The 19,412-nt window shown below is 62.1% G+C and carries 18 protein-coding genes; 10 read left to right on the top strand and 8 right to left on the bottom strand.

Features of this window, described 5'->3' with window-relative positions; genetic code table 11:
• The first annotated feature begins 7 nt into the window (after positions 1–7).
• The gene (locus tag V1277_RS02935; protein WP_334414940.1) at positions 8–961 is read left to right on the top strand and encodes a tripartite tricarboxylate transporter substrate-binding protein; all 954 of its coding nucleotides are present in this window, start codon (positions 8–10) and stop codon (positions 959–961) included.
• A gap of 47 nt (positions 962–1,008) precedes the next feature.
• Here the strand turns inward: V1277_RS02935 and V1277_RS02930 are convergent, their stop codons facing one another.
• The 3 genes from V1277_RS02930 to V1277_RS02920 all read right to left on the bottom strand — a co-directional run bounded on the left by V1277_RS02930 (position 1,009) and on the right by V1277_RS02920 (position 2,941).
• Positions 1,009–1,320: a hypothetical protein gene (locus V1277_RS02930; protein ID WP_334414939.1), complete on the bottom strand. Its 312-nt coding sequence runs from the start codon at positions 1,318–1,320 to the stop codon at positions 1,009–1,011.
• A gap of 198 nt (positions 1,321–1,518) precedes the next feature.
• Complete coding sequence (locus V1277_RS02925; RefSeq protein WP_442894444.1) at positions 1,519–2,463, bottom strand: DMT family transporter; 945 nt, start codon at positions 2,461–2,463, stop codon at positions 1,519–1,521.
• A complete protein-coding gene (locus V1277_RS02920) occupies positions 2,453–2,941 on the bottom strand; it encodes a PaaI family thioesterase (protein WP_334414938.1) in 489 nt (162 codons plus the stop codon). The genes V1277_RS02925 and V1277_RS02920 overlap by 11 nt, the downstream gene beginning before the upstream one ends.
• A gap of 163 nt (positions 2,942–3,104) precedes the next feature.
• Between V1277_RS02920 and purL the strand changes: the two genes are divergently transcribed.
• Entirely contained in the window at positions 3,105–5,312 is a 2,208-nt protein-coding gene (purL, locus tag V1277_RS02915) for a phosphoribosylformylglycinamidine synthase subunit PurL (RefSeq protein WP_334414937.1), read from the top strand.
• 115 nt (positions 5,313–5,427) lie between these two features.
• On the opposite strand, the gene V1277_RS02910 is transcribed toward purL, so the two are convergent.
• On the bottom strand, positions 5,428–6,612 hold the full coding sequence (locus V1277_RS02910; protein ID WP_334414936.1) for an acyltransferase family protein: 1,185 nt from the start codon (positions 6,610–6,612) through the stop codon (positions 5,428–5,430).
• 183 nt (positions 6,613–6,795) lie between these two features.
• Between V1277_RS02910 and V1277_RS02905 the strand changes: the two genes are divergently transcribed.
• Positions 6,796–6,969, top strand: coding sequence for a DUF1328 domain-containing protein (locus tag V1277_RS02905; RefSeq protein WP_028349982.1), 174 nt, complete (start codon positions 6,796–6,798; stop codon positions 6,967–6,969).
• A gap of 102 nt (positions 6,970–7,071) precedes the next feature.
• Here the strand turns inward: V1277_RS02905 and V1277_RS02900 are convergent, their stop codons facing one another.
• Positions 7,072–7,431, bottom strand: a complete 360-nt coding sequence (locus V1277_RS02900; protein WP_334374334.1) for a DUF427 domain-containing protein — start codon at positions 7,429–7,431, stop codon at positions 7,072–7,074.
• Between the two features lie 184 nt (positions 7,432–7,615).
• On the opposite strand from V1277_RS02900, the gene V1277_RS02895 reads away from it, so the two are divergent.
• Together V1277_RS02895 and V1277_RS02890 are read left to right on the top strand one after the other, a co-directional pair.
• The gene (locus V1277_RS02895; protein ID WP_334414935.1) at positions 7,616–7,870 is read left to right on the top strand and encodes a BolA family protein; all 255 of its coding nucleotides are present in this window, start codon (positions 7,616–7,618) and stop codon (positions 7,868–7,870) included.
• Between the two features lie 24 nt (positions 7,871–7,894).
• A complete protein-coding gene (locus tag V1277_RS02890; RefSeq protein WP_334414934.1) occupies positions 7,895–9,073 on the top strand; it encodes a low temperature requirement protein A in 1,179 nt (392 codons plus the stop codon).
• Between the two features lie 972 nt (positions 9,074–10,045).
• On the opposite strand, the gene egtD is transcribed toward V1277_RS02890, so the two are convergent.
• Both egtD and egtB read right to left on the bottom strand, forming a co-directional pair.
• On the bottom strand, positions 10,046–11,017 hold the full coding sequence (egtD, locus tag V1277_RS02885) for an L-histidine N(alpha)-methyltransferase (RefSeq protein WP_334414933.1): 972 nt from the start codon (positions 11,015–11,017) through the stop codon (positions 10,046–10,048).
• Between the two features lie 48 nt (positions 11,018–11,065).
• Entirely contained in the window at positions 11,066–12,316 is a 1,251-nt protein-coding gene (egtB, locus tag V1277_RS02880) for an ergothioneine biosynthesis protein EgtB (RefSeq protein ID WP_334414932.1), read from the bottom strand.
• A gap of 303 nt (positions 12,317–12,619) precedes the next feature.
• Between egtB and grxD the strand changes: the two genes are divergently transcribed.
• From grxD to V1277_RS02860, 4 genes are read left to right on the top strand one after another with little or no spacing between them, the layout of a single operon-like run.
• A complete protein-coding gene (gene grxD, locus V1277_RS02875) occupies positions 12,620–12,958 on the top strand; it encodes a Grx4 family monothiol glutaredoxin (RefSeq protein WP_057843761.1) in 339 nt (112 codons plus the stop codon).
• Positions 12,955–13,509: an O-acetyl-ADP-ribose deacetylase gene (locus tag V1277_RS02870; protein WP_334420267.1), complete on the top strand. Its 555-nt coding sequence runs from the start codon at positions 12,955–12,957 to the stop codon at positions 13,507–13,509. Before grxD ends, V1277_RS02870 begins: the two co-directional genes overlap by 4 nt.
• Positions 13,510–13,552: 43 nt before the next feature.
• The gene (locus V1277_RS02865; protein WP_334414931.1) at positions 13,553–14,836 is read left to right on the top strand and encodes a serine hydrolase domain-containing protein; all 1,284 of its coding nucleotides are present in this window, start codon (positions 13,553–13,555) and stop codon (positions 14,834–14,836) included.
• Positions 14,817–16,121, top strand: a complete 1,305-nt coding sequence (locus V1277_RS02860) for a serine hydrolase domain-containing protein (protein ID WP_334414930.1) — start codon at positions 14,817–14,819, stop codon at positions 16,119–16,121. The genes V1277_RS02865 and V1277_RS02860 overlap by 20 nt, the downstream gene beginning before the upstream one ends.
• A gap of 11 nt (positions 16,122–16,132) precedes the next feature.
• Here the strand turns inward: V1277_RS02860 and V1277_RS02855 are convergent, their stop codons facing one another.
• Complete coding sequence (locus tag V1277_RS02855) at positions 16,133–17,551, bottom strand: GH1 family beta-glucosidase (RefSeq protein ID WP_334414929.1); 1,419 nt, start codon at positions 17,549–17,551, stop codon at positions 16,133–16,135.
• Positions 17,552–17,849: 298 nt separating this feature from the next.
• On the opposite strand from V1277_RS02855, the gene V1277_RS02850 reads away from it, so the two are divergent.
• Positions 17,850–19,406, top strand: a complete 1,557-nt coding sequence (locus V1277_RS02850; RefSeq protein ID WP_334414928.1) for a glycoside hydrolase family 17 protein — start codon at positions 17,850–17,852, stop codon at positions 19,404–19,406.
• Positions 19,407–19,412: the final 6 nt, after the last annotated feature.

The raw sequence follows: 19,412 nt of genomic DNA, 5'->3' as shown, positions 1-19,412 counted from the left end.
GTTCCTGGTGTCGCGCCTGACGATTGTCGTTGTGGCGCTACTATGCGCCGTGGCAGCCCACGCGCAGGATTATCCCAAGCGTCCCATCACCATGATCGTGCCGTTCGCGGCCGGCGGCACCTCCGACGTGATCGCGCGTGTGGTCGCCGAGGAGATGACCAAGTCGCTCGGGCAGCCGATCGTGATCGAGAATGTCGCGGGCGCCGGCGGCTCGACCGCGCTGACGCGTGCCGCGCGGGCGGAAGCCGACGGCTATACCATCGCGATCGGCAATGCCGGCACCAGCGCCGCGACCTATACGATCTATCCGAAACTGCCGTTCACGCCGGAATCCTTTGTGCCGATCGCGGTCGTTGCAAAGACGTTTGGTATCGTCGCGTTGCGCAAGGATTTCCCCGCCAAGAACCTGCAGGATTTCATCGCCTATGCGAAGAAAAATCCCGGCAAGGTCAATCTCGGTCATGCCGGCGTCGGCTCCTCGAATTTTCTGATCTGCAAGAGCTTTGTGCAGGCCGCCGGCATCGACGTGACGCTGGTCGGTTATCGCGGCGCGGCGCCGGCGCTGACGGATGCGATCGGCGGCCAGATCGACGGCGTCTGCGACGCGGCCGCGTCGGTGTCGCAGGCGATCGATGACAAGCTGGTAAGGGGCCTCGTCGTCGGCTCAACGGTGCGGCTTGCAACCTTGCCGGGCCTGCCGACTTCCTCCGAGGCCGGCCTTCCGGAATTCGAGGCGCAGGGCTGGAACGGCCTGTTCGCTCCAAAAGGCACGCCGCCTGCGATCATCGCGAAGCTGAACGCCGCCGCCAAGACCGCCGTCGAGAGCGAGGCGGTGAAGAAGCGTTTTCACGATCTCTCCACCGTTGCGCCCGACGCCAACGAGCATGCGAGCGAAGTGCTCGGCCAGTTGGTGACGCGGGACGTCGAGAAATACAGGAAGCTGCTGGAAGAGAAGAAATAGCAGCGGCGACCATGTGATAAAAAAGCCCCGCTGAGCGGGGCTTTTTGTTATCGGCCGGTGGTCGAACCCGGCCCTGTCGGCGACAGGGTCGAACCGCTCGGTGATGGGTTGATGTGGGTGTTCCCTGACGGGTTCGCTGGACTGTTTCGGCCGGCTGCTGTACTGCCGGCATCGTTGCTCATGCCGGTGGTGGAATTACCGCCCGTTCCACTTCCGGCCGTCGTTCCGCCGGTGGGGGATCCTGCCGCCGCGCCACCCGTGCCCGAACTTCCGCCCGCGCCGCTGCCGCCGGCTTGCGCCAGGGCGAAAGTGTTCGTGAATGCCAGCGCCATGACCAATCCGATTGTTGCGAGTTTCATGATTGTTCCTTTTCTTGCTGCGTAACGGCGCAACACGATGCGCTGGCATCCGTTCCTGTGTGTCAATCACGGTTGATTGCTGTTCCGCCACCGTTCCCGCAGGCGAAATGCGACGCGCGCCGAAATAGTTGCGCGAAGCCCAGGCGGAGTGGCTTTCGATCGCCGAGAAACAATTGTCGACTTGAACGCTGGCGGCTTTCATCCGCCTTTCGGCTTCCCGCGCATGCGCTCGATCCACTTGCGATATTGGCCGCGCGGGATGGTCATCGCGGCGACGCCCGCCATCACCAACACGAGGCCGAGTGCCAGATTCGGCGGCACGGGTTCGCCGAGCAGCAGGACTGACAGGCCGACGCCGATCGGAATTCGCAAGTATCCCTGCGCATTGGTGGTCAGTGTGCCGAGCCGCGTCAGGCACATGTAGAACAGCATCAGCCCGAACGCGCTGGAGAAGATGCCCATCGCGGCGGTGGCAACCAGCGCTTCAGTCGTCGGCCGCAGGGTCCAGGGATGATCGACGATCAATGCGAGCGGCAACAATACCGTGCCGCCGAACAACAGCGAGCCCGCCGCCACCACCATCGGGTCGTAATTGGTCAGCTTGAGCCCGAAGATCGTGGCGCAGGCGAACGAGATGGTGGCGATCAGGATGACCATTTCGGCAAAGAGGTTGCTGGAGAGCCCGCCGAGCGTATCGAAGCCGATGGTCACGGCCGTGCCGGCCAGGCCCAGAATGGCGCCGATCAGCTTGAGCAGCGTCGCGGGCTCATGCCGCGTGACGGCCCAGGTGATGAGGAAAGCGAAGATCGGCGTGGTCGAGGCCAGCACCACGGTCGGCGCCGCCGCCACATATTGCTGCGCCCAGGTGATCATCAGGAAAGGAATCGTCGAGTTGATGGTCTGCTGGAACGCAAACAGCCTCCAGGCCTTGCCGTCCGTCGGCAGCCGCAAGCCGCGGGCACGCAGGATCACCAGCAGAAAGCCTGCCGCGATTAGCGAGCGCGCCGAGATGAAGGTGACCGGCGGGATCGAGCCGAGGCCGATCTTGGTCAGCGGATAGGTCGAGCTCCAGCAGCACGCCAGCGCGAGCAGCAATGCATAGTCGCGCCAGCCGCGACGGGCCTGTGGCGCGTCAGGTGGCAACGGCGGCGTTGCCAGTCGGCTTCTTCCACTTCACCCGCTTGATCGTGCCCGAGAAGGTGAACAGCGAGCGTTCGCCGGATTTCAGCACGCCGCGCAGGAAGATCAGCGAGCCGCCGGCGCGGGTGATTTCACCCTCGCATTCGACCAGTTCGCCCTCGCGCGCGGCATCGAGAAACTCGCAGGCAAACGATACCGTCACGCCGGGCCCCTCAAGTACGGAGGAGGCGATTGCGAACAGGCAATAGTCGGCGAACGACATGAAGCAGCCGCCATGGACGTTGCGCATGCCGTTGAGGTGCTTCTTCTCGACCCGGAACGCGCAGCGGACCTTTCCGTTTTCGTCCATGCGGTGCCAGAAAGGGCCGTTATGGGTCTCGAAACTGTCGCGGGTCCAGGTCCGCCAGCCGGCAAATTCGCCCTCGGTTTCGACATGCAGATCGGGGCGGCGGTGAAATGCATTTTGGGGGAGTTCGTTCACTAAAAATGACCTTCAATTCGATGTTTCAGCCCTTAAATCCGATCCGGGGGCGATGTGCAAACGCCGATCCCGCAAAGCGCGCCCCGCGCAAAGCTCTGGACAGGGCGGAAATGCGCCATAAAAGGCCTTTTCGCACCCCCTCGATCTTCCTATTAAGGCACCCATGAACGAGCCCCAGATCACCCCCGAACTCGTCGCCAGCCACGGTCTGAAGCCCGACGAGTATGAGCGCATCCTCAAGCTGATCGGGCGGGTGCCGACGTTCACCGAGCTCGGGATTTTCTCGGCGATGTGGAACGAGCACTGCTCGTACAAATCCTCGCGCATCCATTTGCGCGGCTTGCCGACCAAGGCGCCCTGGGTGATCCAGGGCCCGGGCGAGAACGCGGGCGTGATCGACATCGGGGACGGGCAGGCGGTCGTCTTCAAGATGGAGAGCCACAACCACCCGAGCTACATCGAGCCGTATCAAGGCGCGACCACCGGCGTCGGCGGCATTTTGCGCGATGTGTTCACGATGGGTGCGCGGCCTGTTGCCTGCCTAAATGCGCTTTCCTTCGGCGCGCCGGAGCATCCGAAGACGCGCCATCTGGTGTCGGGCGTGGTGGCCGGCGTCGGCGGCTACGGCAATTCCTTCGGCGTGCCGACGGTCGGTGGCCAGGTGCGCTTCCACACCCGTTACGACGGCAACATCCTGGTCAACGCGATGGCGGTCGGCCTCGCCGAGACCGACAAGATTTTCTATGCGGCAGCCTCCGGCGTGAACATGCCGATCGTCTATCTCGGCTCCAAGACCGGCCGCGACGGCATTCACGGCGCCTCGATGGCGTCGGCCGAATTCGACGATGACTCCGCCGAGAAGCGGCCGACGGTGCAGGTCGGCGATCCCTTCGCCGAGAAGCTATTGCTGGAAGCCTGCCTCGAGATCATGGAAAAGGGTTGCGTCATCGCGATCCAGGACATGGGCGCGGCGGGCCTGACATGCTCGGCGGTCGAGATGGGCGCCAAGGGCGATCTCGGCGTCGAACTCGATCTCAACGCGGTGCCGACCCGCGAAACCGGCATGAGCGCCTACGAGATGATGCTCTCGGAAAGCCAGGAGCGCATGCTCATGGTGCTCAAGCCCGAGAAGGAAAAAGAGGCCGAGGCGATCTTCAAGAAGTGGGGGCTCGATTTCGCCGTGGTCGGCTACACCACGCCGACCAAGCGCTTCGTGGTGAAGCATGGCGGCGACGTGATGGCAGATCTGCCGATCAAGGAATTGGGCGACGAGGCGCCGGTCTACGACCGGCCGCATGTCGCCTCTCAGCCGCTGCCGGTGGTGCACGCGCGCGAAGTAGAGCCGCCGATCGGGATCATGCCGGCGCTGGAGAAGCTGATCGGCACGCCCGAATTATGCTCGAAGCGCTGGGTCTGGGAACAGTATGACCACGTCATTTTGGGCAATACTGTGCAGCGTCCGGGCGGCGATGCCGCGGTGGTGCGCGTCGAGGACGGGCCGAAGGGGCTCGCGCTCACCGTCGACGTGACGCCGCGCTATTGCGAGGCCGATCCGTTCGAAGGCGGCAAGCAGGCCGTTGCCGAAGCCTGGCGCAACATCACTGCGGTCGGCGGCCGGCCGCTCGCGATCACCGATAATCTCAATTTCGGCAATCCGGAACGGCCCGAGATCATGGGCCAGTTCGTCGGCTGCCTGAAGGGCATTTCCGAAGCCTGCCGCATGCTCGATTTCCCTGTCGTGTCGGGCAACGTCTCGCTCTACAACGAAACCAACGGCCGCGGCATCCTGCCGACGCCCTCGATCGGCGGCGTCGGTCTGCTCGACGATTTCACCAAGTCGGCGACGCTGGCTTTCAAGGCGGCCGGCGAAGCAATCCTCCTGATCGGCGATACGCAAGGCTGGCTCGGACAGTCCGTCTACCTGCGCGACATCTGCGGCCGCGAAGAAGGCGCGCCGCCGCCGGTCGAGCTGGCCGCCGAAAAGCGCAATGGCGATGTGGTGCGCGGCATGATCCATGCCGGCACCGCGACCGCGGTGCATGACGTCTCCGACGGTGGTCTGCTGATCGCCTTGGCCGAGATGGCGATTGCCAGTGGCATCGGCGCGCAGCTATTGGCGGCGCCGAACGCGATCGTGCCGCACGCTTACTGGTTCGGCGAGGACCAGGCGCGCTACATCGTGACGATGCCTGCGGCCGACGCCGGCCTGGTGCTGGCGAAGATGAAGGGCGCGGGCGTGCCGTGCGCGCGGATCGGCTCCACGGGTGGCGATGCGATCGCGGTTGCCGGTGAAGCGCCGGTCGCGGTGGATGCACTGAAAACAGCGTTCGAGCACTGGCTGCCGGCCTATATGAGCGGCAAGGCGGCGTAGGCTTGTCGTCATTCCGGGATGGTCCGAAGGACCAGACCCGGAATCTCGAGATTCTCAGGTGCGCAATTGCGCACCGTAGTTCGATGCTTCGCATCGCCCCGGAATGACGAACACGCTACAGCACCCTTGTCGCGCCCGGGATCTGCCGCAACGCTCGCGTCAGCGCCCAGCTCGCCGCGACTGTCAGCACCAACCCGATCGTGGCCTTGACGATCGCTGGCAGCTCACAATCGAACAGCCAGTATTGCAGCCACAGCGCGATCGGGTAGTGCACCAGGAACATGCCGTAGGCATCCGCCTGCATCGGATCGAGTAGCTTGGCTGAGCCTGATTGCCTGAACCTCTGGAAAAAGGCCAGGATCAGAAACATGATGGCCACGCTGAAGACAGTGAAGCAGATAGCGTAGAGCGCTTCATACCAGTCCGGCAACGGCGACGGGTTGCCCAGTATTTCGCGTTTGATGAAGATCAGCACCCACAAGAGGCAATACGGAACGATCGCCAGCACCATCCAGTCCCAGCTTACCTTAGCCATCCGGCCGTCTGCAGCGAGCAGCCCGCGGTCCATTTGCGCAACGCCGATGCCGGCACCGAAAAAGAAGTAGCTCGCATAGAGCATCACGCGCCCGTGCTGGACCGAGAACGGCCCGAACTCAAACCAACTGCTATGTCCGTAGTGAACCAGCCCGGGAATGTAGAACGCAGCGGTGACAGCAAGCATGACCGCGAAGAACACTGCGGGCCGGCGACGACCGTGCAGCGAGAGGCGGTTGATCGGATCGAGCAAGTTGGGTGACAGCCGATACAAGATGCAGGCCACCACGTCGAAAACGAGCAGGACCCAAAGGAACCAGATCGGCCCGCTCGGCCACGGGCCCTTCGTGACCATATTCCACCAGTATTCCGAAAAGCCGATCTCGGGATGGTGCCGCAGTGAGATGGCGTAGTAGGCGAGCGGAATGACCGTGAAGGCGCAGATCACGAAGGGTAAGCCAAGCCGAAGCAGGCGATCTGCCAAATAGCTCAGCGGTCCCTTCCGGGCGATACCGGACCAAGCGAACAGTCCCGACAGGAAAAAGAACATCGCCATGAAGAAACTGTCAGTGGCGAGCACGATCATGTCGAAGCCGAAGAATGACGTCGGATCGGTATGACCGAAATAGGTATAGGGGATGACGGCGTGGTGGAGCAGCACCACCAGCGTCAGGAAGGTGCGCGCGCGATCAAGCGAAAGGTTTCGCGATTTGGCTTGGGGCACTGCGCCCACGTCGGCATGCCCCACGGTGGAAATCGATGTCATGCGCGCCTCCCAGCCAGGCTATGTGGTCAAATGTTGCAGCGGGGAACCTGATTCAGCAAGGCCCAATCGAACGCTGCCCAATCCGCATATCCGGCGTGCACGGAACCGGCGGTGCAACCCGTCGTTAGGACTGGTGAATTTATGGGCCACCATTGGGCATGATCGAAGCTAGCGGAGCTCGTAATGACAATTCTCAAATGGGCGCTGATCTTCTTTCTGGTGTCGATCGTTGCCGGCATCCTCGGCTTCACCGGCATTTCGGAGGCCTCCGCCGACATCGCCCGCTTCCTGTTCTATGTCTTCGTCGTGATCTTCCTGGTGCTCCTGATCCTCGGGCTCACGATATTCAGGGTGTAGCTCAATGGTCGTCATTCCGGGGCGATGCGAAAGCATCGAACCCGGAATCTCGAGATTCCGGGTCTGGCGCTTTGCGCCATCCCGGAATGACGTCCTCGCTGACTACGCCACTTCCTCGATCGTCACCTTGTCCGGATAGAACGCCAGGTGGCCGGCGATCTCGGCCATGGCCGGGAAGGGCGTCTCGTAGGTCCAGATCGAATTTTCGAGGCTCTTGCCGTTGGCGTTGATGCTGAAATAGTTCGCGTCCCCCTTGTAAGGGCAGTGCGTGGTCCGCTCGGTCCGGGACAGTAACGCCATATTGGCATCCTCGCGCGGCACATATTGCACCGCCGGATAGCTGGCTTCCTTCAGGGTCAGCGCGCGGGTGGTATCGGCAATGACCACGCCGCCCACCGAGGCCCGGACGCGCTTGGGGTTTGCCGTAATCGTGATCGGATGGTCGGGACCGGGCAATTTCATGATTTTGAGCCTCTTTTTGGTCCGCCCGAAATGATCGGGCGCGACGCGATCTCGCGGTGTCAAACGCTTCGGCCCGGAATATAGTGCCGCCAGGCGTGACCTAGAAGAGCGTACGCGCTAGGTTTGGCCGTCACGGTCGCGCGAGCCGGCCGTGATTCGAAACACCTGACGGAGACATGCTGGAATGCCGATGGATGCCCACGATATCGAGTCGATGATCAAGGCAGCTATCCCCGATGCCGAGGTGACGATCCGCGATCTCGCAGGCGATGGAGACCACTACGCCGCGACCGTGATCTCGGAGTCGTTCCGTGGCAAGTCGCGCGTGCAGCAGCACCAGATCGTCTACCAGTCGCTCAAGGGGCAGATGGGCGGCTTGCTGCATGCGCTGGCGCTGCAGACCGGGGTACCTGGCGGACCCGGGTTACCAGACAGCTAGTCCCCGACGGGCGGCTGGGCATCGATGACAGACAACGCACACGGCGCGCTGTTTCGCCGAATCGTGCCGCACCAGCATAGCCGCGTCACGTACGCGGAGTTGTTCTTCGATCTCGTCTTCGTCTTCGCGATCACGCAAATTTCGCACACGCTGCTGGCTCACTTTACGCCGCTGGGCGCGTTGCAGGTCACGCTGCTGTTTCTCGCGGTCTGGTGGGTATGGGTATTCACTACCTGGATCACCAACTGGCTCAATCCCGAAAAGACTCCGGTCCGTCTCCTGCTGTTTGCGATGATGCTGGGCGGGCTGGTGCTATCGACCTCGATTCCAAAGGCGTTTGACGAACGCGGCTTGTGGTTTGCCATCGCCTACGCGGGGATGCAGGTCGGCAAGACGATATTTCTCTGGTTGTCGACGCCGCCATCGCGCCCGCGGACGCGCATGAATGCAGTACGGATCGCTGTCTGGCTGTCGGTGTCGGCCATCTTCTGGATCGTCGGCGGGATAGTCGAAGGCCAGTTGCGGTTGGCGCTATGGGCGGTTGCGCTCGTCATCGAATATATCTCGCCGGCGGTGCGGTTCTGGATTCCCCGCCACGGCGCGTCCTCGGTCTCGGACTGGATGATCGAAGGCGGGCATATGGCCGAGCGCTGTGGGCTGTTCATCATCATCGCGCTTGGCGAGTCCATCGTCGTCATCGGCGCGACTTTTGCCGAACTCGACTGGACCACCGAAAACGTTCTGGCGTTCGTCTCGGCCTTGGTCGGCAGCATCGCGATGTGGTGGATCTATTTCCACGTCGGCGCCGAAGCCGGCTCCGAGCAGCTTTCAAAATCGAGCGAGCCGGGGAGGCTGGCACGGCTGGCCTACACCTATCTGCACCTGCCGATCGTGGCCGGCATCATCGTCGCGGCGGTGGCGGACGAACTGGTGCTGAAGCACCCCGGCGGACATTCCGATCTCAAGACGGTAATGAGCGCGATCGGCGGCCCCTTGCTGTTTCTGTTAGGGACCATCCTGTTCAAGCTGAGCTTTCGCGGCTTTCTTCAACTCTCCCACGGGGCGGGCATCATCACGCTTTGCGTGCTCGCCTGGTTCGCAAGCGAGCTGTCGCCGTTGATGCTGTCGATCCTGACCACCGCGATCATGATCGCGGTCGCGGTGTGGGAAACGGTCTCGCTGCGATCCGATCCGGCAGAATAGTACCTTTAATCCAGCCTGGGTCGCCTCACCGGCATTAATTGCGGCGAGTTGTGCTGATCGACGACATTTCTGAGGACGAGATCTGACAGTTGGACGACGAGAGCCCGGAGCCTCGCATTTTCCTCGCGAAGCGCCACCCGCTCGGTGTCTGCTCCCTCGTCCCAGCCCGTGTCCGTATCACTGTGTACGGACGAAGATGCCGAACGTTGCCTGTGGTTGCCGGACGCTGGAAATGCGTTGCCCATAACTGATATCCCCTGGCACGAACTCACCCCAAGCCATGCTGCCGCGGAGGCTCGGCTGAGTCCGCGTCAAAAATTGGACATTTCGAAGGGGAAACGACAGCGCAGATGGACCGTTTTGCGGGCGAGGTAATAAAGATGAATACTTGTTAAGAAGTTTGGTTATACTGAGCCCGGACAAGGTGTGGGGACGCGCGGCGGCGTAAGCACCTTTCCATCAAACCTTGACCAGCGCGATCACTCAGTGCCCACGGGGGTGCCGTGGTGGGAATACGCGCCTATGAAACAGAGCGAAGCAAGAGTACGGATTATTCAAGAGTGGGACCGCTGGATCTTGACGCAGACGGTTGAACCGGACGGACCGACTGGAAAAGACTCGTTGAAGTTCTTTCACGAACTGCAAGACGCAGGATCTCCGCTACTGGATTTCCAGTCCCGCGGACAAGACAAGTGGCGGATCATTCACGCGTGGTTGTTGGGTGCAGACCGATTGTCCGATGATTGGATATCTGTCGCTCCCCGGATTGCGCCGACACGCAGGCCGCGACCGGACCGCAGGCGGTCCGTCTGCAAGACGTGAGCTGCAAGGCCCCGCGGCTAGAGCCTTTTCGGTTCCGATTGAATCAGAACCGGGCTCTAGATTCTTGTTTTGACGCGTTTTCTTGACGCGAACCGGTGTCCACCCCGGATCAAGTCCGGGGCAGGCTTTCGCTTGAAAGCGCTCTAATCCTCAGTCCGACGCCACCAGCGCGTGAACGGAGAACATCTGGTCGCGATCGTTCCAGGATTCCCGCACCGACCAGCCCGACTCGCGCGCCAACGCGGTGAAGCGGTCGAGACTGTACTTGTAGCTCGACTCGGTGTGGATACTCTCGCCGGGACGGAATGAAAAATTCCGTCCCAGGATGCGCACGCTCTGCGCCTTCTTGGAAATCAAATGCATCTCGATGCGATGGCGCTCGCGATTATAGACCGAGCGGTGCATGAAGGCGGAGACGTCGAAATTGCCGCCGAGTTCACGGTTGATCCGAACCAGTACGTTGAGATTGAACCGCGCGGTGACGCCGGCGGCGTCGTTATAGGCGTCGTAAAGCACCCGCTCGTTCTTCTCGAGGTCGACGCCGATGATCATCTGTGCGCCTTTGCCCAGAATGTCGCGTGCGCTGCGCAGGAAGGCGCGCGCCTCGTGCGGCTCGAAATTGCCGAGCGTCGATCCCGGAAAGAAGCCGACCTTGGGCTGGTCTGCGATTTCCGCCGGCAGCTCGAACGGCGCGGTGAAATCGGCGGCAACCGGATAAACGCCGAGCTCGGGAAAATCCTTGCGCAAGCCGCCGGCCTGCGCGTTGAGGAAATCGCCGGAAATATCGACCGGGACATAGGCGGAAAAATCGCAGCGCTCCAATAGCAGGCGGACCTTGGTGGTCGCGCCGGCGCCGAATTCGACCAGGGCCGCGCCTTTCGGAATGAGTGCGGCGATTTCGTCGCCGCGGCTGCGCAGAATGCCGAGCTCGGTGCGGGTCGGGTAATATTCCGGCAGCACCGTGATCTGCTCGAACAGCTCGGAGCCCGTGGCGTCGTAAAAATATTTCGGCGACAGCCGCTTGGGGAACTGCGAGAGGTCGCCGATCACGTCGCCGGCAAAGGCGGAGGTCTGTTCGTCGAACGGGTGCGTTTGGGCCAAAGCGGCGGCATGCACATTCATGATACTCTCCTGAACGCGCTTTCCGGCGCGCTTCGATGATCGAAAATGTCAGGCGTAATCGGCGAGGCGTAACCCCGTGAATTGCCAGCGGTGGTGCGGGTAGAAGAAGTTGCGGTAGGTGATACGGCTGTGGCCGGCCGGAGTTGCAAGCGAGGAGCCGCGCAGCACGAGCTGGTTGACCATGAACTTGCCGTTGTATTCCCCGAGCGCCCCCTCGATGGCGCGGTAGCCGGGGTAGGGGGAGTAGGCGCTGCGGGTCCACTGCCAGACGATGCCGAAGGCATCGTTGAGCTGGCCGGCGCGGGCGGCGACCTCCCACTCCATTTCGGTCGGCAGATGGCGGCCGGCCCAGCGTGCAAACGCGTCCGCCTCGTAATAGCTGACATGGCAGACCGGGGCAGCCGGATCGATCGGCTGCAACCCGCCGAGCGTCATGATCCGCCACTCGCCGTCGACCTGGCGCCAGTGGCCGGGGGCCTGCCAGCCCTCGTTGGTCGCCGTGGCAAAGCCGTCCATCAGCCACAGCGTGGCCGTGCCGTAGCCGCCGTCCTCCATGAAAGCCTGCCAGTCGGCATTGGTCACGAGGTTGCGGGCGAGCCTTACCGGGCCGACCAGGGCGCGGTGCGCGGGCTTTTCATTGTCGAAATGGAAGCTGTCGTCGGCGTGGCCTACGGTGTGGATGCCCTCGTTGAGCGTGGTCCACTCCTCTGCCGAACGGTGCGATGTCGGGAAGTGCCAGGATGGATCATAGGCCGGCGGGATCGGGTTCTGGGCAAAGGCGTGCAGGATGTCGGTCAGCATCAACTCCTGATGCTGCTGCTCGTGATTGAGGCCGACCTCGACCAGCGGGACCAGTTTTGTGAGGCGCTCCTCGCCGGCGGTCTGGAAGAATTTGACCACGGCGGCATCGACATGCCGGCGATAGGCGGTGATCTCGTCGGCGCTCGGGCGGGTCAGATGGCCGCGCTGGTGACGGGCGTGTCGCGGTCCGGCGCTGACATAATAGGAATTGAATAGAAACGCATAATCAGGGTGGAAGGGCTGGTAACCCTCGCAGTGCTCGCCGAGCAGGAATTGCTCGAAGAACCAGGTGGTATGGGCGCGATGCCATTTAGCCGGGCTGGCGTCCGGCATCGACTGGATGAGCTGGTCCTCGGGGCTCAACGGGGCGGCCCGACGCTCGGTCTCGCCGCGGACGGCCAGATAGGCTTCCACCAAATTCTGGGCGAGGGCGCCGGAATCCGAGAAAAGTGACGGGGCAGGGCTGGCGAACGCGGCGGCGGATACTGGTTTCGTCACAGGTGTCTCCAGTGAAAGGAGAGAACGTTAGGCTGGCAAACTGGTTCCTGACGGGCAGTCCGTCCTAGATAGGGGTTCCGTCGCGGGAAAAAAGCCCGCCCGCGCTATGACAATAATGCCGTCAGACTATGGGCTGTGGTCGCCCCGGGCGCCCTGAGCCGGCCCCGCGCATGCCAGCTCCTCGCCATTTTACTTTGGATACACAACGGTTTGGGCTACATATATGGCAAGTATCCGGGTTACATGGACGAGCCGGCCCGTTACGCGACGCCGCAGGGGGCTGAGCCCCAAAAGGAAGCAAATATGAGCATCGAACAATTCATCGACAACGAAGTGAAGTCGAACGACGTCGTGCTGTTCATGAAGGGCACGCCGCAGTTTCCGCAGTGCGGTTTCTCTGGCCAGGTGGTTCAGATCCTCGACCACGTCGGCGTCGGCTACAAGGGGCTGAACGTCCTGGAATCCGCCGAGCTTCGCAACGGCATCAAGGAATATTCGAACTGGCCGACCATCCCGCAGCTCTACGTCAAGGGCGAATTCGTCGGCGGCTGCGACATCATCCGCGAGATGTTCCAGGCCGGTGAATTGCAGCAGCTCTTTGTCGACAAGGGCGTCACCGTCAACGCGGCGGCTTCCGCCTGAGCGGCATCGCGCGTCAGGTCGGCCAGGCGCGGCTGGAAGTCATTGTTGCCGACATCACCACGCTTCCCGTTGACGCCATCGTCAACGCCGCGAACTCGTCCCTGCTCGGCGGGGGCGGGGTCGATGGCGCAATCCATCGGGCGGCCGGACCTGAACTGCTTGCCGAGTGCCGCACGCTGAAAGGCTGCGCGACCGGCGACGCCAAGATCACCCGGGGATACCGGTTGCCGGCCAGGCATGTGATCCACGCCGTCGGGCCGGTCTGGCGCGGCGGCAATGATGGCGAGGACGGGCTGCTCGCTTCCTGCTATCGGCGCTCCCTCGAGCTCTGCCAGGCCAATGCGCTCTCCTCTCTTGCCTTTCCCGCGATCTCTACGGGCGTCTATCGCTTCCCTGCTGACCGTGCGGCCGGCATCGCAGTCGCAACCGTCGTCGACGGACTGGCCGCGGCGCCTGCCGTGACAAGGGTCATCTTCTGCTGTTTCTCCCCTGACAGCGGCCTGCTGCATGAACAGGCAATGGCAACCTTTGGCAGCCCTTGCGCCGACTGACGCCGCAGCTACACTCCTCTCCGAATTCCGGAGGGGGGTTCCAATGAACTTACGTCAAATGCTGCGTGCGCTCGCCTGCGGCGTGCTGATGCTGGCGGTTGCGCCACAGGTCCGCGCCGAAGGCACCTTTGATATTCCCGCCGGCGCGCGTTTCAACAAGGACAAGCTTGCGAAGGTCACCGAATTCTTTGGGAATGAGGTGGCGACCGGGAAGATCGCCGGTGCGAACGTCCTGATCCAGCAGCATGGTAAGCCGGTCTATCACGAAACCTTCGGCGTTCAGGACGTGGAGTCCAAGAAGCCAATCAATGACAAGACCATCTTCCGCCTGTTCTCGATGACGAAAGCGATCACGTCGGTCGTGGCGATGCAATTGGTCGAGGACGGCACGATCAAGCTCGACGATCCCGTCTCAAAGTACATTCCGTCCTTTGCGAATGTGAAGGTCGGTGTCGAGAAGAAAAACGAGGACGGTACCAAGACGCTCGAGCTGGTGCCGCCCACCCGGCCGATGACTGTCCGCGACCTGATGGTGCATACGTCGGGGATCACCTACGGCTTCTACGGCGACACCCTGGTCCGCAAGGCCTATGCGGCCGCCAATATCTATGACGGAGATTTCGATCTGGCCGGGTTCGCCGAGCGGATCGCCAAACTGCCGCTGCACAACCAGCCGGGCGCGCTCTGGCAATACGGGCATTCCACCGATGTGCTGGCGCGGGTGATGGAAGTCGCGTCCGGAAAATCCCTGTTCACGATCATGCGCGAAAGGCTGCTCGATCCGCTCGGCATGGTCGACACCGGCTTCTATATCACCGATCCGGAGAAGCAGAAGCGGATGGCGCTGCCGGTGCCCAACGACAGCAACTTTCGCGTCGGCCGCGACACCAACCCCACCAATGTCAAGAAGATCGAATTCGCCAGCGGCGGCATGTACTCGACGATGGCGGACTACCGCCGCTTTACGCAGATGCTACTCAATGGCGGCACGTTCGAGGGTAAGACCTATCTGAAACCCGAAACGTTCAAGCTGATGACGACCGACTATGTCGGCCCCGGGTCTGGGGTCGAGCGGGACTATTTCTATTTCCCCGGGGACGGCTTCGGAATGGGCCTCGGCCTTGCGGTGCGCACCGATCCCGGTAACGCCAAGCCGCCGCCGCCGGGATCCCTTGGCGAATTGAAATGGGATGGCGCCAGCGGCTGCTATTTCGTGGTCGACCGCAAGCAGGACATGTTCTTCGTGCTGCTCGAGCAGACGCCGACGGAACGCCAGCGCATCCAGCGGACGCTGAAGCAGTTGGTCTATGAAGCGCTGGAGAACTGACGGCACGGCAGGGCGTTGCCTTGCTGCGGCGGCGCTTGTGGTTTGCCTGGTCGGCGGCCAACCGCAGGAGGCGCGGGCCGAGCCGAAAGCGCCGACCGCGCCAACTTTTTCGCGCGCGGCCCTTGACCGGATCGGTGACTACGTTCGCAACGAGGTCACGACCGGCAAGATTCCCGGTGCGGTGCTTCTGATCCAGCAGCACGGCAAACCAGTCTATCTTGAATGTTTCGGCGTGCGGGACCCTGCGTCCAGCCAGCCGATGACGTCGGACAGCATTTTTCAGATCTATTCGATGTCAAAGGCCGTCACCTCGGTCGCCGCGATGATGCTGGTCGACGACGGGAAGCTGGCCCTCGACGATCCCGTGTCGAAATACATTCGCTCCTTTGCGGATGCGAAAGTCGGCGTCGATCTTTCCGATGAAGCAGGAAAGTATCCCCTCAAGCTCGAGCCGCTGAAGCGCCCGATCACGATCAAGGATCTGCTCCGGCATACCTCGGGTATCACCTACGGTTTCTTCGGCGAAACCGCGGTGCAGAAACTCTATGCCAATCCGCAACTATACGTCGGCGACTTCGACAACGCCGAATTCGCTGATCGCATTGCGACACTGCCGCTCGCCGATCAACCGGCGACGCGTTGGAACTACAGCCACTCGACCGACGTGCTCGGCCGCGTCGTCGAGGTGGTCTCGGGGCAGACGCTATTTCAATTCGAGAAGCAGAGACTGTTCGATCCGCTCCGCATGTCCGAGACCGCATACTATGTCGCAGATGAAGCGAAGTGGCCGCGCATCGCCCAGCCATTTCCCGTTGATCGTTTTCGGGTGGCCGGAATCGGAGACCCGACAGTGCCGCGGCGCTGGGAATCCGGTGGCGCGGGTCTGGTCTCGACGGCGGCCGACTACGCCCGCTTCCTGCAGATGCTGCTGAACGGAGGTACGCTGGACGGCAGGCGGTACCTCAAGCCCGAAACAGTCGCGCTCATGACGTCCGATCAGATCGGTCCGGAAACCAGGATCATTCACGATCCCTTTTATTTTCCGGGACCGTCCAGCGGCTTCGGTCTCGGCTTTGCCGTGCGCACCTCACCGCCGCCAAACACGACATGGCCGCTCGGCGAATACCGGTGGGATGGCGCAGGCGGAAGTTTCTATTTTGTCGATCCGCAGGACGACTTGCTCGTTGTCTTGATGGTGCAGGCTCCGACGCAAGGCGGTCGAATTCAACTGGCGCTGAAGACGATCATGTACGAGGCGCTTGGGAAAGGTCTGCGCAAGGATTGACAATCGCCTGATTACGCCACGGCGTTTTTCGCGATGGTCTCGCGATAGAACGACGCGCTCAGCTTGGGCGTACGACGCTTGGTATCGAAGTCGACGTGGTAGATGCCGAAGCGCTGCTCATAGCCATCAGACCATTCGAAATTATCCATCAGGCTCCACAGGAAGTATCCGAGCACGGGCACGCCCTCGGATGTCGCGCGCTGCAACTGCGTGAGATAATTGCGCAGATACATGATGCGGTCGACGTCGTAGATGGTCCCGTCCGGCGCCGGCTGGTCGCTCCCTGACGTTCCGTTCTCGGTGATATAGATCGATTTCACGTTCCACAGTTTTGCGACATGACGCGGCACCCAGTAGATGGCCTCGGGGCCGGGCCTGAGCCAACTCGCTTTCATGTGCGGAAACGAGGCGGGAAACGGCGCCAGCGTGAAGCCGCGTTCGTTGTCGGCGGCAACGACGTAATGGTCCGGCGTATAGACGTTCAGCCCGACGAAATCGATCGGCGACGAAATGACGCGCAGATCCTCGGCGGTGAATTTCGGTGCGTCCTGGCCGGACCGCGCCAGGTACGCCTCGGTATATTTTCCCTCGAGCATCACGGTCAGGTAGCCGGCGTTGAGTTCGCGCGTCGCCATCTCGGCGGCGCGGATGTTGGCTGATGTTTCGATGGCAGGGATGCAGCTCACGGCATTTTCCGCCGGACCGACCTTCGTTCCGGCACGCCCGTGGGCGCGGATGGCCTGAACCGCGAGACCATGTCCAAGCGCAACGTGGTGACGGACCTGGTTCAATCCTGACTGAGGCAGTTTGAGGCCGGGCGCGTCGGCACCGAGGCCGTGGCCGAGATGAACGAGCCTGGAGCACTCGTTGATCGTGAAGAAATGCTTCACGAGATCACTCATGCGGGCAGTGACATGGGCCGCGTAGTCCGCGAATGCTTTCGAGGTGTCGCGCGAAGTCCAGCCGCCGAAGCGATCCTGCAGCGCCTGCGGCAGGTCCCAATGATACAGCGTCGCAAACGGCTCGATGCCGTTGGCCAACAATTCGTCGACAAGGCGGTGATAGAAATCGAGGCCCTTTGGATTTGCCGATCCGGTCGCATCCGGGAAGACGCGCGGCCATGCGATCGAGAATCGGTAGGCTTTTGCGCCCAGCGACTTCATGATCTGGATGTCTTGCTTATAGAGACGATAATGGTCGGTCGCGGTGTCGCCATTGCTGCGATCGGAAATGGTGCCGGGCGTGTGGGCAAAGCGGTCCCAGATCGACGGCCCGCGGCCATCTTCGTTGACGGCGCCCTCGACCTGATAGGCCGAGGTCGCCGTGCCCCACAGAAAGCCGCTCGGGAAATCCGACGAGGGTCGTCGATTCCGTGTTCCGGTCGCTTGATTCGATTGCGCCGTGCCGGACTTGGCTGACAGCATCGACATGCCAAGAGCCGACCAGCCTGCAAGTCTGCCAAATTGTCGCCGGGAAAATCTCTTGAATGCCATCATTTTACTCGTCAGGCGCGATCAATTTTGCGCAAACAAAACTCACTTTTGAAGGGCTCAATATCGCTGCTTCCGGGCTCTCGCGCAATTGTACACATGGCAGGACCAGCGGGTCGACATGCCTGCCGAGCAGGGCTAAACAGGCTCATCTATTCGTCCTACTAGGGGAGCAGGACCAATCGGCTTTCGCACGCCGCTGGCGCTTTTATTTGTATCGCTCGGCATCGTTGTCGCGGTGTGGTGGTGGCTAGCCACGCCGGTAGCGCTGACGCGTGCGCCGATCGATCATGCATCGAAGCTGGAATGCGTTTCCTACGCGCCGTTCCGCAACGATCAGACGCCGCACGATCCGACGCTCATCGTCAAGCCGGAGCAGATCGCGGAGGATCTGAAGGAGCTTGCCATGGTCTCCAAATGCATCCGCACCTATTCCATCGACAACGGGCTGGACAAGGTGCCCGAGCTTGCGTCCAGGGTCGGGTTGAAGGTTCTGCTCGGCGTGTGGATCGGGCGTGATCGCGCCAAGAACGCGCAACTCGCCGATATTGCGGTCTCGCTGGTCAAGGATCATCCGGGCACGGTCGCAGCGCTCATCGTCGGCAGCGAAGTGCTGCTGCGCGGCGACATGACGGTCGGCGACCTTCGCCAAACGATCCAGTCGGTCAAGCCGCGCGTGGACATTCCGGTGACCTATGCCGATGTCTGGGAATTCTGGCTGCGCTACCGCGAGGTAGGCGCCGATGTCGATTTCGTTACCGCCCATTTCCTGCCCTATTGGGAAGACGTTCCGCCGCGCGCCGAGGATGCGGCCGCGCATATAGATGAGATACGCAAGCAGGTGGCGGCAGCCTTTCCCGGCAAGGAGATTTTGATCGGCGAAACCGGTTGGCCAAGCCACGGGCGGATGCGCGATGGCGCGCTGGCTTCCCGCGTCAACCAGGCACGTTTCATCTCCGAGATTCTCGAGCGGGCACGGCGCGATAACTTCCGCGTCAATTTGTTCGAGGCCTATGACGAGCCGTGGAAGCGGCGCTGGGAAGGAACGGTGGGGGGCTATTGGGGACTGTTCGACGGGGCCGAACGCAAGCTGAAATATCCGGCCGGCGTGGCCATCAGCAACTATCCGTTCTGGAAGCTGCAGATGGCAGGCGGACTGCTTCTTTGCCTCTGTGTATTCGCAGTTGCCGGGTTCACGCAGAAGCGCCAGCAGGCCGCGGCGCCGTTGGCATCGTGGGCCGCGGTTGCCGCATCCGCGACCGCTGGCGGAATCTTGCTCGGCATCAGCATCGACAAGATGCTCCAGGAAAGCTACGGGCTCGGCGGTTGGCTAGTTCAGGGTTTTCTGCTGACGGCGGCAGTGACAGCGCCGCTGCTGGCCACCTACGCGCTGATGTCGGGGCGGGGGCTTCCGGCGTTTCTTGAAGTGTTGGGGCCGCGCAAGGGCCTGACCCCATTGTTCATGAGCAACATACTGGGCGTGACGCTGATCGTGACGACGCTGATTGCCGCGCAGACCGCGCTCAGCCTGATATTCGACGCGCGCTGGCGCGATTTCCCGTTCGCCGCCCTGACAATGGCCGTGGTGCCGTTCTGGACATTGGCGTTTCTCAACGGCTCAAAATTCGGCGAGCGGCCGCTCTCTGAGGCCGTGTTTGCCGGACTCTTCGCCTCGGCCGCGATCTATATCGTCCTCAACGAGGGTTTCCAGAACTGGCAGGCGATGTGGACGGGCGCAGTGTACCTGCTGCTCGGCAGCGCGCTGTGGCGGGCGCGCACATCAGCCGTTGCCTGAGTTTAC

This window comes from Bradyrhizobium sp. AZCC 1588 (genome assembly GCF_036924735.1).
GTDB lineage: Bacteria > Pseudomonadota > Alphaproteobacteria > Rhizobiales > Xanthobacteraceae > Bradyrhizobium.
The sequence above is the reverse complement of the archived record's forward strand: the minus strand, read 5'-3'. Positions and strand labels throughout refer to the sequence as shown.

Excerpts from the sequence above, each read along its gene's own strand:
- grxD (WP_057843761.1), top strand. The coding sequence starts at position 12,620 with ATGAGCATCGAACAATTCATCGACAACGAAGTGAAGTCGAACGACGTC.
- purL (WP_334414937.1), top strand. The coding sequence starts at position 3,105 with ATGAACGAGCCCCAGATCACCCCCGAACTCGTCGCCAGCCACGGTCTG.
- egtD (WP_334414933.1), bottom strand. The coding sequence starts at position 11,017 with ATGAATGTGCATGCCGCCGCTTTGGCCCAAACGCACCCGTTCGACGAA.
- V1277_RS02865 (WP_334414931.1), top strand. The coding sequence starts at position 13,553 with ATGAACTTACGTCAAATGCTGCGTGCGCTCGCCTGCGGCGTGCTGATG.
- V1277_RS02905 (WP_028349982.1), top strand. The coding sequence starts at position 6,796 with ATGACAATTCTCAAATGGGCGCTGATCTTCTTTCTGGTGTCGATCGTT.
- V1277_RS02910 (WP_334414936.1), bottom strand. The coding sequence starts at position 6,612 with ATGACATCGATTTCCACCGTGGGGCATGCCGACGTGGGCGCAGTGCCC.
- V1277_RS02855 (WP_334414929.1), bottom strand. The coding sequence starts at position 17,551 with ATGTCGATGCTGTCAGCCAAGTCCGGCACGGCGCAATCGAATCAAGCG.
- V1277_RS02895 (WP_334414935.1), top strand. The coding sequence starts at position 7,616 with ATGCCGATGGATGCCCACGATATCGAGTCGATGATCAAGGCAGCTATC.
- V1277_RS02930 (WP_334414939.1), bottom strand. The coding sequence starts at position 1,320 with ATGAAACTCGCAACAATCGGATTGGTCATGGCGCTGGCATTCACGAAC.
- V1277_RS02860 (WP_334414930.1), top strand. The coding sequence starts at position 14,817 with ATGAAGCGCTGGAGAACTGACGGCACGGCAGGGCGTTGCCTTGCTGCG.
- V1277_RS02900 (WP_334374334.1), bottom strand. The coding sequence starts at position 7,431 with ATGAAATTGCCCGGTCCCGACCATCCGATCACGATTACGGCAAACCCC.
- V1277_RS02890 (WP_334414934.1), top strand. The coding sequence starts at position 7,895 with ATGACAGACAACGCACACGGCGCGCTGTTTCGCCGAATCGTGCCGCAC.